Origin of the sequence: Oliverpabstia sp. (genome assembly GCF_022785585.1) — a bacterium.
Lineage (GTDB): Bacteria > Bacillota > Clostridia > Lachnospirales > Lachnospiraceae > Oliverpabstia > Oliverpabstia intestinalis.
The window spans coordinates 1-14,385 of the sequence record NZ_JALFPR010000107.1; the positions used below are offsets into that span (position 1 = coordinate 1).

A 14,385-nucleotide genomic window follows, 5' to 3' on the forward strand; every position below is an offset into this window, starting at 1 on the left:
TACAGGAACATCTGATGCATGGGCAAAATCCGCAGACTTCAACCTGCAGGCTTATCTGAACATGATGGATGACATGGTAATCAGACCATACTCCAGATCCACTGTAACATGGGAAAATGAAGACAGTGAAATCATGAAAGACGTATTCAGTGGTGACAAAACTATGGAAGAAGCTTGTAAAGCAATGGCAGATCAGATGAACGAATGCCTGGCAGACGAGCAGTAATTCGACAGTAACTGGAAAAATTAAGCAGTAACCAAAGAGCAGGCAGGTTCGAAAGAATCTGCCTGTGTTTGAAAAAGGAGTGAGTAGTTTGGCAGGTAAAGCGAAAGTGAAAACAACCGGAAGACAGCGAAGCGAATTTTTATGGGGCTGGCTGTTTATCCTTCCAACCGTGATCGGTCTGGTTGTATTAAATATTATCCCGATTTTCCAGACAATTTATCAGAGCTTTTTTAAGACCGGTGATTTCGGTAAAGGAAATATCTTTATCGGTTTTGAAAACTACCAGAAAGTATTTGGTAGCCAGGAAATCTGGCAGGCACTGATCAACACATTTAAATATGCGATTGTAGAAGTACCGTTCTCTATCTGTATCGCGCTGGTTCTGGCAGTTCTGCTGAACAGAAAGATGAGAGGAAGAAGCGCCTATCGTACTATTATCTTCCTTCCTATGGTTGCAGCTCCGGCAGCGGTAGCTATGGTATGGAGATGGCTCTTTAACTCGGATTTTGGTCTGATCAACAACCTGTTCCACGTAAATGTAAAATGGATCTCCAATCCGAAGATTGCTGTATTCTCTATTGCAGTCATCGGTATCTGGTCCATTATCGGTTATAACATGGTACTGTTTATCGCTGGTCTTCAGGAAATCCCTCATGATTACTACGAGGCAGCAGAAATTGACGGTGCTACCGGGATCAAATGTTTCTTTAACATTACCATCCCACTGTTATCCCCGACCATCTTCTTTGTTATGATCACACGTATCATCGGATCCCTGCAGATATTCGATCTGATCTACATGGTAATGGAAAAATCCAATCCGGCATTGGAAAAAACCCAGTCTCTGGTATTCCTGTTCTATAAGTACAGCTTTACCAATAAGAACGTAGGCTATGGTTCCACCATTGTTATTCTGCTGCTGATCATTACCCTGATCATCACAGCGTTCCAGATGGTAGCTCAGAAAAAATGGGTATTCTACAACTAGAAAGGAGGAAAACAGTATGGACAGCATGAAAACAAAACAGACAGTGATCAATGTCCTGATTCAGGTCATCATGATCATCGTATCGATCACAATGTTGGTACCGTTTTTATGGATGGTATTGACTGCATTTAAGACAGTAACAGAGGCAACCAGTGTAAATCCATTTGTTATCTTCCCGAAAGAGTGGAGAACAGACGCATTCAAAGAAGTTATCAGAAACATGAACTTTCTTCTGCTGTATAAGAACACATTGTTGATGATCTTTTTCCGAGTACTCTGTGCAGTTCTGACAGCAACCATGGCAGGTTACGCTTTCGGCCGTCTGAAATTTAAAGGAAGAGATTTCTGTTTCTCTCTGGTTCTTTTACAGATGATGGTTCCTGGTCAGATTTTTATCACACCGCAGTACCTGATGGTAAGTAAGATGGGCATGCTGAATACTATTTTCGCACTGGTATTCCCAGGTATGGTAACCGCTTTCGGAACTTTCCTACTCAGACAGGGGTATATGGGACTGCCGAATGATCTCGAAGAAGCAGCCCGTCTGGATGGCTGTAATATCGGACAGACCTTCCTGTATATCATGGCTCCGCTGACCAGATCCAGTATGGTTGCACTGGGTATCTTTACCGCAGTGTTCGCATTTAAAGATCTGATGTGGCCGATGATCGTAAATACAGATAAAGATATGCTGGTTCTTTCTTCCGCACTGGCGAAGATGCAGGGTCAGTACAGTTCCAAATTCCCGGAATTGATGGCGGCATCTCTGATCGCATGTATCCCGATGATCATTTTATATATGATTTTCCAGAAACAGTTTATCGAGGGTATCGCAACCAGCGGTGGTAAGTTATAATAAATATAAATCGAGACAAAGCCGGCGTGACAGGTATGTGCGTCGGCTTATTTTGGAAGGAGACGAGAAGAAAATGGCAATTGTATTCCACAAAGAGAGCAGATGTTTTCATCTGTATAACGCTGAAGTAAGTTATATCATCCGTATCATGGAAAACGAACAGTTAGAGCAGTTATATTATGGAAAGAGAATTCATGACCGGGAAGATTTTACCTACCTTCATGAAGAGTGTATGCGTTCCCAGATGTCCATCAATGTTCCGGAACCGGGTATCCTTTCCATGCAGTATACAAAACAGGAATTCCCGACTTATGGAACCGGTGATTACAGAAGCCCGGCACTGACGATCGCACAGGAGAACGGAAGCAGGATCGTGAATTTTACTTATGCATTTCATGAGATTTACAACGGAAAGAAAAATATTCTTCCGCTTCCAGCCACCTATGTAGAAAGCGGGGATGAGGCACAGACACTGGAAATAACACTTCATGATGCAGTGATGGATACCGATCTGATTCTGTCTTATACCATTTATGAAGAGTATCCGGTGATCACAAGAAATGCAAAGGTTTCTCATAATGGAAGCGAAAAGATCGTTCTGGATAAGATCATGAGTGCCAGTGTGGAATTCAACGACATGGATTATGAGATGGTACAGCTTTCCGGTGGATGGTCAAGAGAACGGTATGTGAAAAACAGAAAACTGGAGATGGGTATCCAGAGTATCCAGAGTTTGAACGGAACCTGCTGTGGTGCAGAGCATAATCCCTTCCTGGCACTGAAACGTCCGCATACCACGGAAAATCAGGGCGAAGTATACGGCTTCAGCCTGGTATACAGCGGCAATCATCTGGGACAGGTAGAAGTTTCTACTTTTGATATGACCCGTGTGATGATGGGAATCAACCCGGAAGACTTCAGCTGGGAACTGACACAGGGAGAATCCTTCCAGACACCGGAAGTAGTTATGGTTTACAGCGATCAGGGTCTGAATAAGATGAGTCAGACATATCACAGAATCTACCGGAAACGTCTGATGCATGGAACCTGGAGAGATCAGGCACGCCCGATCCTGTTAAACAACTGGGAAGCAACCTATTTTGATTTTAATGAAGAAAAAATCCTGAATATTGCGAAAAAAGCGAAAGAAGCAGGTGTGGAACTCTTTGTTCTGGATGACGGCTGGTTTGGTGCGAGAAACGATGACTACCGTGGACTGGGTGACTGGTATGTCAATCTGGAAAAACTGCCATCCGGCATCAGTGGTCTGTCCAGAAAAGTAGAAGAACTGGGACTGAAATTTGGTCTGTGGGTAGAACTGGAGATGGTCAACAAAGACAGTGATCTTTACCGTGCACATCCGGACTGGATCATCAGTGCACCGGAACGTTTTGAGTCGCATGCAAGACATCAGTTTGTTCTGGATTTTTCGAAAAAAGAAGTGGTTGACTATATTTATGAGATGGTTGCGAAAGTGATCCGTGAATCCTCGATTTCCTATATTAAATGGGATATGAATCGTTATATGACGGAGCCTTACAGTAAAGGAACCGAACCGTCCCAGCAGGGTAAAGTGATGCACAAATATATTTTAGGTGTGTATGATCTGTATACTAGACTGACCACAGAATTCCCGGAGATCCTGTTTGAGTCCTGTGCAAGCGGTGGCGCAAGATTTGATCCTGCCATGCTGTATTTTGCACCACAGACATGGACCAGTGATGATACCGATGCCAGTGAGAGAACCAAGATCCAGTACGGTACTTCTTATGTATATCCGATCGTCAGCATGGGATCTCATGTATCTGCGGTACCGAACCATCAGTTATACCGTACGACACCGATCGAGACAAGAGCGAATGTTGCTTACTTTGGAACTTTCGGTTATGAATTGGATCTGAATCTGCTCAGTGATGCGGAGATGGCAAGTGTTAAAAAACAAATTGCATTTATGAAAGAATACCGGGAACTGATCCAGGTAGACGGCGATTTCTACCGTCTGTTGAATCCGTTTGAAGGAAATGAGACGGCATGGATGGTTGTTTCTCAGGATAAGACACAGGCAGTGGCGGCACTGTACCAGAGACTGAACAAAGTCAATGCATCCTGGCTGCGCCTGAAACTGGAAGGTCTGGATCCGGATGCAAAATATCAGGTAAGCTGTGATCTGACCCCGTCCTCTTCTTTCGACACAGAACTGGCAAAACGCTACGGTTACGATACAGAAGGAAATCAGGTAAAAACATATGAAGCATACGGGGATGAACTGATGCGTGCAGGTATCCCGGTCGACAGACAGGAGCTGAATAAAAAGGGTGGAGATTTTGCTTCCTTACTGTATATAATTAAGAAAGTGGATTGATAAGAATGAAACATGTATCAGGCTATACCAATTCTGCAAGATACTGTGCTCTGGAAGATCTGCAAAAGGATTCGGCAGACCTGTGTCTGATCTACTGTGGCTGGGAATATTGTGAGCCCGGCCACAGATATGGTCCGAATATGCGTACGACTTACGTATTGCATATTATCAGAAGTGGCAGGGGAACACTGGAGATTCATAATCAGAAATATGAACTGACCGCAGGTGATGCGTTTTTGCTTTGTCCCGATATTGAAGCCTGGTATGAGGCGGACAGGGAAGATCCATGGTCTTATATGTGGGTCGGCTTTACCGGGTATCGTGCACAGGAATATGCAGGGCATGCAGGATTTACAAAAAGAACTCCGATTCGTAAAGTGAATTGTGGAAAAGAACTGAATAGTTATATTGACGGAATGCTGGAGGCACATCAGCTTTCTTATACGGATGAACTGAAAAGAAATGGTTATCTGATGCTGTTTTTTGCAACACTGATGGAAGACTATAAAAAGATTGTTCCGGCCATAGCCAATCAGCATTCCTATCCGGGAAGTGTTTATGTAAAGCATGCGATGGAATATATTGCCTATCACTACCGGGAAAAAATCAAAATTAATGAACTGGCAGATTATATCGGAGTCAACCGAAGCTACCTTACCAGCAGTTTTAAAAAGGCAATCGGGTGTTCACCACAGGAATATCTGGTAAACCTCCGGATGGAAAAAGCAAGAGAGATGCTGCGGAATACCGGTATGCAGATCAATGCTGTCGCTGCCGCAGTGGGGTATCAGGACCAGCTGGCATTTTCCAAGATTTTCAAGCAGCATTTCGGAACGAGCCCCAAAGCCTACCGGGAGATGGGAGAAGAACTTCAGCTTGTAAGCGAAAAAGGGAAGTATACTTCGAAAAAAATGTAAGAGTGTATCTGTGATGGTGTGGAGCAATTACGTAATAACACAGGAAAACAGACAGGCCATAACGGAAACTTACAGAAGACAAAAAGGAGAAGCAGAATCATGCAAAGACAATATAGATTAGGAATTCCTTCTTTTATTACGGTAGAGACAGAAGATAGTGTCTGGATCGGAGAGAAGGATGCAAAGAGAACAGAAAAAGGCGATGTTATGGTAGGATATGAAACCACGCCGGAGACAGAAGAAGTCTGGCTGACCGCAGATCAGACAAAAGTAAAAACGATCAAACTCCGCTGGAACACCCCGGTCAATAAGAAATCGCGGATCCTTGGCGGTTCCTGGGAGAGAACATACGGGGATGTGGACTGGAAAGGTGTCAGCGGCAGTCGTTTTATGCCGTGGTATTTTCTGGCAGCGGTCGGAGAAACTGTGACAGGATATGGGGTAAAGGTAAGACCTTCCGCCATGTGTTTCTGGCAGGCAGATACCCGTGGAATTACACTGGTGATGGATGTGCGCTGTGGTGGTACCGGTGTGCAGCTTTCTGGTAGAAAACTTCGGGCTGCTCAGATCGTAGCGATGCAAACTGAAGGAATGGGGACTTTCGAAAGTGCCAGAGAGTTTTGCAAAGTCATGTGTACCGATCCGATCTTCCCGGACTATCCGGTTTATGGAAGTAATAACTGGTATTATGCTTATGGAGACAGTTCAGAAGAAGAGATCCTGCAGGATACCGACTATATCGTGGAACTGACCAAAGGCGTGGACAATCCGCCGTATATGGTGATCGATGACTGCTGGCAGGAGCATCATCGACTGGATGAGTATAATGGTGGACCATGGAAAAAAGGAAATATAAAATTCCCTGATATGGGTGCACTGGCAAAAAAACTGGAAGAAAAAGGCGTACGCCCTGGCATCTGGGTTCGATTCTTATTGAATGAAGAAGAGACGATTCCTCAGGAGTGGAGATTATCCCATAACGATTGTCTGGATCCTTCCCATCCGGGAGTCCTTTCCTATATTCAGGAAGATGTGGAAAGGATCTGTAACTGGGGTTATACACTGATCAAGCATGATTTTACCACTTTTGATATCTTCGGAAGGTGGGGCGTGGAGATGAACCCGTTCCCGACAGAGGATGGATGGCAATTTTACGATACTTCAAAGACCAGTGCGGAGATTGTAACCGGACTGTACCAGGCAATTTATGAGGCTGCGAAAAAGCACCATACTCTGATCATGGGCTGTAATACCATTGGCCATCTGGGGGCAGGTCTGATGCAGCTGCAGCGAACCGGAGACGATACCAGCGGTATCACCTGGGAGAGAACAAAGAAAATGGGAGTCAACACCCTGGCATTCTGTCTGCCACAGCATGGAACATTTTTTGATGTGGATGCGGACTGCGTAGGTATTACGGGTTCCATCCCGTGGAGCCTGAACCGTCAGTGGGCGGATGTTGTTGCAGAGTCCGGAACCTCTCTGTTTGTCTCAGCAAAACCAGGGGTGCTGACAGCAGAAGAAAACGAAGAACTGCACCAGATTATGTTAAAAGCATCCCGGCAGGATCATCACAAAATCCCGTTAGACTGGGAAGAAACCGACTGCCCGGAAGTGTGGGGAGACGAAGAGGAAGAAGTAGAATACAACTGGTACGAAGAAGCCGGACCGGTAGCAAAAGGAAATGACCAACTGTATCATGCGTATATTCCGCTGTCATAAAAAACAGGATGATTGTAAAAGGAGAAAAGTTATTCAGTGGCTTTTCTCTTTTTGCTTGTCGTAAAAATATAATCTTGTATAAAAAGAAAAAATTACTATAATAACAAAAAAGATATAGTAGCCGCAGGCATTTTACAGACAGAAAAATACAATGACACAGGGAACGCAAAACAGAGAAGATTTCATTATGCTTCCGACGGTAGACTTCTGCTTTAAAGAACTGATGCAGAATGCAAAGGTAAGACAGGGAAAAGTTATGATAAACTGAAAAAGTTGCCGGAAAAAGAACAGAATGAATCCGGAATTATCTGCTGGATGCGTTTCCTTGGAGCGAAAAGCAGAAAGGAGTTTGAGAAGATGGCGAAAGAAGACTCTTATATAGACGAAGCGTATGAGATGTTAAAACATATGAGTGCGGATGAGAAGAAAAGGCTGGAATATGAAGCGAGGGAGAAAGTCTGGATGAAATATTAGAAGTTGCAAAGTTTACGGAGAATAAACGGAACTGACAAAATAGTATGGTATATGGAAATAAACAGGTGTATAATGCAGGGCAGAGACCGTGAGAAACACGGGTGCACCGGGAAAACTTAAAAGAAAAACCGGGTGCAAAAGAAAGGACGAATGAAAATGGACATGACGAGAATAGAAAAAGTAATCGAAGACATGCGCAAGATGAATCTGGAACAGTTTCTTGTGACAGATCCGATGGCTGTGTATTATCTGACCGGACAGTATTATGCATGTGGAGAACGTATGATGGTTCTCCGACTGGATGTGGAAAAAGAGCCGGTACTGGTGATCGGAAAGCTGTTTCCGCAGGATGAAGAAAAACTGGGAATCAAAGTCGTATACTTTGATGATACCGATGACTGTGTGGAAGTTTTGGCTTCCCATATGAGAAAAGGCGGAACCATCGGTATCGACAAAACCTGGCCGGCGCGGTTTCTGCTTCGCCTGATGGAACTTCAGGTGGGAGATACGTATAGTAATGCATCCACGATCATAGATCATATCCGCCAGATCAAAACAGAAGAAGAGCAGCAAAAGATGCGTGTGGCATCCCGCTGTAACGATACCAGTATTGAAGAACTGATCCCGCTTGTAAGCAAAGGAATGACAGAAGCGGAGCTGGGAGAAGAACTCCTGAAAATCTATCTGAAAAACGGTGCTCAGGGACATTCCTTCGAGCCGATCATCGCGTACGGCGCCCATGCAGCAGATCCGCATCATGAAACAGACGATTCCAAAGGAAGTTATGGCGATGCGGTAGTCCTGGATGTGGGATGCCTGGTCAACGGATACTGTGCTGATATGACAAGAACTGTATTTATCGGAAAAGCCAGCGAAGAGGCAAAGAAAATCTATGCGATCGTCAAAGAAGCCAACCGCCGCGGAATCGAAGCTGCAAAACCGGGTGCAAGATTCTGCGACGTAGACCGTGCAGCCAGAGACTACATCGAAGAACAGGGCTATGGCCAATACTTCACCCATCGTACCGGACACAACATCGGATTGGAAGTCCACGAGTTTGGCGATGTCTCCTTCACCAACGAAGAAGTCCTGAAACCAGGCATGTGCTTCTCCGTAGAACCGGGCATCTATGTCCCGGGTGGCATTGGCGTAAGAATCGAAGACCTGGTCCTGATCACCGAAGACGGTTGCGAAGTCCTGAACCACTTTACGAAAGATCTGATTGAGGTTGAAGCATAGCAAGTAAAAAAATGCGCTCCCTGAAAGACAGTCTGGGAAATCATCTACATAGGAAGGGAATCCGGTGAAAAGCCGACTTGCCCTCTGCGATATTATATTAAAAAGAAATAGCAATCACTTTGGCATGTGTGATGCTATTTCTTTTTATTTATATAATTATCGTAACTGTTCAGTACCTTCACCGTTACGAGCCAAAATGCATAAAAAATCACCTTCGGTGAAGGCATTTTGGCTTGTATGTCTCGGAATTTTTACATATTCATGTCAAAACACCTCGCGGAACAGAGGCTACTGAATAGTTAGCAATTATCTATATAAGATAGAACAGAGACGCTACCAGAGCGTGTCTGAAAAATCATTTCCGCAATCTGCAAGCCCCACTTTGCGGTATATTTTACTCTCGTTCGGTTGCCGTAGCCCGCTACGACGCCCTCATTCGGATAAAATCTCCCACAAACTGTGACTCGCAGCTTACGAAAAGCCTTTTTTAGATAAGCTCTACCAATAAAATAAGAATATCATATTAAATTTTTCATTTATTCAATTATAATAATATTCAAATCATATTCGCAACTATAATACATGATCTAAATTCTGCTATATATTTTATGGAGTTTCAGCTTTCATAATTTCAGCCAACGAACAGCATCAGGCAGGGATTTGCTTTGCAGGCAGCACTTTGTGGGCGCTTAGGGGAAGCTTTGAGATCCGACGCTTACGCAGGCTTTCGCGAGGGTCAGCTGACCCTCGTGAATCATAGCCGGAGTTAGCGGCCAGCTCAAAGTTCCCCTGCCCACGCTGCCAGAAGAGCAAATCCCTGCCTGATGCGTCCGCCTTGAAAAATTCGCCCTGAAAAATCCCTCCAACAATTATTTCTTTCAATTCCCTGTTGACATATCCTGTATAATTGTATACAATCATACAAAGATACAAAAATACAAGCATGCAATACAAAAATAAAGAACAAAAGCACAGAATCAATCTGGAGGCAACTATGGAATATCAGGAACAATCCCTGGGGAGCCAGATCTTCAACCGGATCCGGGACGACATCTTATCCGGAAACTACACTCCCGGTGAAGAACTGAAAGAAGCAACCCTGGGGAAACAACTGGGAGTCAGCCGGACACCGGTGCGGGAAGCCCTGCGGCAGCTGGATCTGGAAGGTCTGGTGGAGATCGCACCCAACCGTGGTGCCAAAGTAATCGGCATCTCCCGGAAAGATGTGGAAGACATCTATCATATGCGGGCAAGACTGGAAGGTCTGGCGGCGAGAAAAGCGGCAGAACAAATCAAAGAAGAAGAACTGGCAGAATTAGAAGAAGTAATCCTTCTATCTGAATTTCATGTAAAGAAGCCGGAGAGCAAGCAGATGGTCCGGCTGGATGGAAGATTTCATGAGATCATGTACCGGGCATCGGGAAGCCGGATGCTCGAACACGTGCTGACCGATTTCCTTCATTATGTGAAAATGGCGCGCTCCCATTCCGTAAAAACAGAACACCGTGCGCAGGAATCCGTGAAAGAACATAAAAGGATCCTGGAAGCAATCAGACAAAGAGATGGAGATCTGGCGGAGCAGCTGGCAAACGAACATATTCAGCATGTAATCGAAAACCTGGATCTGCACTGAAAGATACCAATAAAATCTGTAAAAGAGAAAAACCAGAAACCTCAAACGGTTCGAAAGAAAAAAAGCAGAATAAAATAAGAGAATAAACAGGAGGAGATAAGAAATGAGTAAAATTCAGATGACAACACCACTGGTAGAGATGGACGGAGACGAGATGACAAGAATTCTTTGGAAGATGATCAAAGATGATCTTCTGCTTCCTTACATCGACCTGAAAACCGAATACTACGATCTGGGTCTGGAACACAGAAACGAAACCGATGATCAGGTAACCATCGATGCAGCCATGGCAACCAAGAAATACGGTGTTGCAGTCAAATGTGCAACCATTACTCCAAACGCCGCACGTATGACTGAGTATGATCTGAAAGAAATGTGGAAAAGTCCGAACGGAACCATCCGTGCGATCCTTGACGGAACCGTTTTCCGTGCTCCGATCGTTGTGAAAGGTATCGAGCCGTGCGTAAAAAACTGGAAAAAACCAATCACCATCGCAAGACATGCATACGGCGATGTGTATAAAAACACCGAGATGAAAGTTCCGGGACCTGGAAAAGTAGAACTGGTTTACACCGCAGAAGACGGAACTCAGACAAAAGAACTGGTCTTTGATTTCAAAGGACCTGGTGTTGCACAGGGTATGCACAACCTGGACAACTCCATTGAAAGCTTTGCAAGAAGCTGCTTTAACTACGCACTGGATACGAAACAGGATCTGTGGTTTGCAACCAAAGATACTATTTCCAAAAAATACGACCATACCTTCAAAGACATTTTCCAGGAAATCTTTGATGCGGATTACAAAGAAAAATTCGAAGAGGCAGGAATCACTTATTTCTATACACTGATCGATGATGCCGTAGCCCGTGTGATGAAATCAGAGGGCGGTTACATCTGGGCATGTAAAAACTATGACGGCGATGTGATGAGTGATATGGTATCCTCTGCTTTCGGTTCTCTGGCAATGATGACCTCAGTACTGGTATCTCCGGACGGCTACTACGAATACGAAGCTGCACACGGAACCGTACAGCGTCACTACTACAAACACCTGAAAGGGGAAGAAACATCCACCAACTCTGTGGCAACGATCTTTGCATGGAGCGGTGCTCTGAGAAAACGTGGAGAACTGGATGACAACAAAGAACTGATGGATTTTGCAGATCGTCTGGAAGAAGCGACCATCCGCACCATCGAAGAAGGAAAGATGACAAAAGACCTGGCTCTGATCACAACCATGGAAGATCCAACCGTATTAAACAGTGAAGGATTTATCAAAGCAATCGCTGAGAATCTGTAAGAGCAGAAATAATAGAGAAAAACAGGAGGAAGACCCATGGGAGCAGAAGAATTTCTGAATATAGAAGAAGAACATAAACAGGAGTTTAGCGAACTGTTACAGTACTGTCTGGCATCCGGCCGGATCGATCAGAACCTGTATCAGGAATATGATGTAAAAAGAGGTTTGCGTGACTCCAGCGGAAAAGGTGTACTGACCGGTCTGACAGAGATCTCGGACGTTGTCGGTTATACGTATGAAGACGGAAGAAAGATCCCGGCAGACGGACAGTTATTTTTCCAGGGATATAACGTAGCGGATATGGTGGCGAGCCTGGAGAAAAGAAAAAAAGGCTTCGAGGAAGTCATCTATACACTGCTGTTCGGACGTATCCCGAACGCAAGACAGTCAGCGATGTTTAATGATCTGCTGTCGGATATGATGAATCTGAACAACCGTTTTATCCGTGATGTTGTCATGAAAGCATCCAACGAAAATATCATGAATGCCATGCAGCGATGTGTGCTGACTCTGTACACCTACGATGATAATCCGGATAAGACCAGCGTGGAAAATGCCCTGCGCCAGTCCATGCAGCTGATCGCAAAAATGCCGCTGATCGCTGTATATTCTTATCATTCCTACCGGCATTTCCGTCAGGATGAAAACCTGTTGATCAAAAACCCGAAGAAAGAGTACAGCTTTTCCGAGAATATCCTGTATATGCTTCGTGAAGACGGTCAGTTTACCGAACTGGAAGCAAAAGTTCTGGACATTGCACTGGTTCTTCACGCAGAGCATGGTGGTGGTAACAACTCCACATTTACCAATCATGTGGTAACATCTTCCGGAACGGATACCTATTCTGCTGTAGCGGCATCTATCGGTTCCCTGAAAGGACCAAAACACGGTGGTGCCAATCTGAAAGTTCAGGACATGTTTGAAAATATCATGGAAAACTGCCCCGACTGGGAAAATGAAGAATCTCTGAGAGATTATCTGAATGATATTCTGGATAAGAAGGTCTTTGACCATGCAGGCCTGATCTATGGTATGGGACATGCGGTATATACACTGAGCGACCCGCGTGAAGTGATCCTGAAACGTTATGCAAAATTCCTGGCAGAAGAAAAAGGAAAGAACAGAGAATTTGCCCTGTATGAGAAAGTGGAAGAGATTGCAGGTGAACTGATCATGCACAAGAGAAAACTATTCAAACCGGTATGTGCAAATGTCGATTTTTACAGTGGATTCGTTTACACGATGCTTGGCATCCCGAGAGAGCTGTTCACCCCGATCTTTGCGATCTCTCGTATGGCAGGATGGTCCGCACACCGTCTGGAGGAACTGGTCAACGCCGGTAAGATCATCCGTCCGGCATACCGTTATGTGGGACACCACAGACCGTATCTGGAAGTGGAAGACCGCGAGGAACAGAACCCGTTCACCGAGGAATACCAGAGAAAATATAAGATTAAGAGCATTAAAAATGCATAAATAAAAGCAAAAATCCGTCTGACAGAGAAAATCTGTCGGGCGGATTTTGGTATATACGCGGGTAATGAGGCAAAGTCCGGGCTTGCACAAGACCTTGACGACTGCCGCAATAGTGAACGGGGAGGGCAACGAGCCAGAAGGGTGGTGAATCAGATCAGTCCGTAATGAGCCATTGCTTTCATCAGTCCGTCATTTTCCACAGTATCTGTGACATACTCCGTATACGGATCGAGCACAGGGTCGTGATGTCCAAGAGCCACGGTGTGTTTACCATAAGTAAACATGGCAAGGTCATTACTGCTGTCACCGAAGACATAAGCATCATCCAGTCCCAGTCCGAAGTGTTTCAGGATAAAATCAATGGCAGTTCCTTTGGAATATCCTTTCGGCACAACTTCATAGATACCGCCCAGCCGGTCGATCAGATCCATATCTTTTGCCAGTGCAGGGAACAGGGTGTCGGTATCGGTCTGCTCATCGGTGTAGATGACGAATTTGTCAAAGTCGCAAAGTCCGCTTTCGATATAGTGTTCTCTGGTCAGTCCCAGTGTGGCGAGATAACGGCAGGTTCCCTCCAGCTTTGCAAACCGGGTAATATGGGAAGAACGGTAGCAGTCCTCTTTTCCCTCGAGAAGCAGTCCTGCATTTGCCGCTTTTACCTGCCGGATGATCTCTGCCTGACGATCCTTCGGGATCTGCGTGGAGGTGAGCACCTCATCGTTGTATACAATATAGCTTCCGCAGCCACACAGATAACCACTGAACGGCAGCCGACAGATCATCGGCGGCAGACAGCAGATGGTCCGTCCGGTGTTGATAAATAAAAGATGTCCGAGATCATGGGCTTTTTGCAGGGCAGCAGAGGCAGATTCGGGGATCTCACCGGTGACTTCACTTAAGATGGTTCCGTCGATATCAAAAAATAATGCTTTCTTATTTGTACTCATGTTGATTCTCCGTATAAATGTTTTCTGTAACTGTTTGGTAATCCGATTTTTATTACAAGCGCAGTTTATTATACTGCCTGAGAATCCAAAATGTAAAGAGATAAGATGAACAAAAGCAATGAGAAGAATGGTAGAGGAAAACGCATTTTGACAGTTAAAAAGAAAGTTGATGAGAAAAAATAGAATCTGGGGATTTCAGAGTGGGCAAAGTATGTTAAAATAGAACTATTCAGCGGGAAAATAGG

Annotated in this window: 12 protein-coding genes and 1 pseudogene; 11 read left to right on the forward strand and 2 right to left on the reverse strand. The window is 44.8% G+C overall.

Annotation, left to right across the window (positions count from 1 at the left end):
- The 8 genes and pseudogenes from MSA64_RS07485 to MSA64_RS07520 all read left to right on the forward strand — a co-directional run.
- Positions 1 to 226, forward strand: a pseudogene (locus MSA64_RS07485) (ABC transporter substrate-binding protein); the annotation flags it as partial.
- 88 nt (positions 227 to 314) lie between these two features.
- On the forward strand, positions 315 to 1,214 hold the full coding sequence (locus MSA64_RS07490) for a carbohydrate ABC transporter permease (protein ID WP_287891187.1): 900 nt from the start codon (positions 315 to 317) through the stop codon (positions 1,212 to 1,214).
- Between the two features lie 16 nt (positions 1,215 to 1,230).
- Complete coding sequence (locus MSA64_RS07495) at positions 1,231 to 2,070, forward strand: carbohydrate ABC transporter permease (RefSeq protein ID WP_277664267.1); 840 nt, start codon at positions 1,231 to 1,233, stop codon at positions 2,068 to 2,070.
- 73 nt (positions 2,071 to 2,143) lie between these two features.
- Positions 2,144 to 4,432: an alpha-galactosidase gene (locus tag MSA64_RS07500; protein ID WP_287891189.1), complete on the forward strand. Its 2,289-nt coding sequence runs from the start codon at positions 2,144 to 2,146 to the stop codon at positions 4,430 to 4,432.
- A gap of 5 nt (positions 4,433 to 4,437) precedes the next feature.
- On the forward strand, positions 4,438 to 5,349 hold the full coding sequence (locus MSA64_RS07505; RefSeq protein ID WP_277664265.1) for an AraC family transcriptional regulator: 912 nt from the start codon (positions 4,438 to 4,440) through the stop codon (positions 5,347 to 5,349).
- 99 nt (positions 5,350 to 5,448) lie between these two features.
- The gene (locus MSA64_RS07510; protein WP_287891191.1) at positions 5,449 to 7,071 is read left to right on the forward strand and encodes a glycoside hydrolase family 36 protein; all 1,623 of its coding nucleotides are present in this window, start codon (positions 5,449 to 5,451) and stop codon (positions 7,069 to 7,071) included.
- A gap of 315 nt (positions 7,072 to 7,386) precedes the next feature.
- A complete protein-coding gene (locus MSA64_RS07515; RefSeq protein WP_418888227.1) occupies positions 7,387 to 7,545 on the forward strand; it encodes a hypothetical protein in 159 nt (52 codons plus the stop codon).
- A gap of 156 nt (positions 7,546 to 7,701) precedes the next feature.
- Positions 7,702 to 8,784 carry a M24 family metallopeptidase gene (locus MSA64_RS07520; RefSeq protein WP_287891194.1) on the forward strand — a complete coding sequence of 361 codons (1,083 nt, stop codon included), beginning with the start codon at positions 7,702 to 7,704 and terminating at the stop codon, positions 8,782 to 8,784.
- A gap of 299 nt (positions 8,785 to 9,083) precedes the next feature.
- Here the strand turns inward: MSA64_RS07520 and MSA64_RS12195 are convergent, their stop codons facing one another.
- Positions 9,084 to 9,290, reverse strand: a complete 207-nt coding sequence (locus MSA64_RS12195; protein WP_441133788.1) for a DUF6783 domain-containing protein — start codon at positions 9,288 to 9,290, stop codon at positions 9,084 to 9,086.
- Positions 9,291 to 9,778: 488 nt separating this feature from the next.
- Here MSA64_RS12195 and MSA64_RS07525 point away from each other — a divergent pair, with 488 nt between their 5' ends.
- The 3 genes from MSA64_RS07525 to MSA64_RS07535 all read left to right on the forward strand — a co-directional run bounded on the left by MSA64_RS07525 (position 9,779) and on the right by MSA64_RS07535 (position 13,193).
- Entirely contained in the window at positions 9,779 to 10,417 is a 639-nt protein-coding gene (locus tag MSA64_RS07525) for a GntR family transcriptional regulator (RefSeq protein ID WP_118617970.1), read from the forward strand.
- A 103-nt stretch (positions 10,418 to 10,520) separates the two neighbouring features.
- Positions 10,521 to 11,717: an NADP-dependent isocitrate dehydrogenase gene (locus MSA64_RS07530; protein WP_106491806.1), complete on the forward strand. Its 1,197-nt coding sequence runs from the start codon at positions 10,521 to 10,523 to the stop codon at positions 11,715 to 11,717.
- 36 nt (positions 11,718 to 11,753) lie between these two features.
- Positions 11,754 to 13,193, forward strand: coding sequence for a citrate/2-methylcitrate synthase (locus MSA64_RS07535; RefSeq protein WP_277664262.1), 1,440 nt, complete (start codon positions 11,754 to 11,756; stop codon positions 13,191 to 13,193).
- A 149-nt stretch (positions 13,194 to 13,342) separates the two neighbouring features.
- On the opposite strand, the gene MSA64_RS07540 is transcribed toward MSA64_RS07535, so the two are convergent.
- Positions 13,343 to 14,140 (reverse strand): HAD-IIB family hydrolase, encoded by a 798-nt coding sequence (locus MSA64_RS07540; protein WP_154432020.1) that lies wholly within the window; start codon positions 14,138 to 14,140, stop codon positions 13,343 to 13,345.
- Positions 14,141 to 14,385 lie beyond the last annotated feature (245 nt).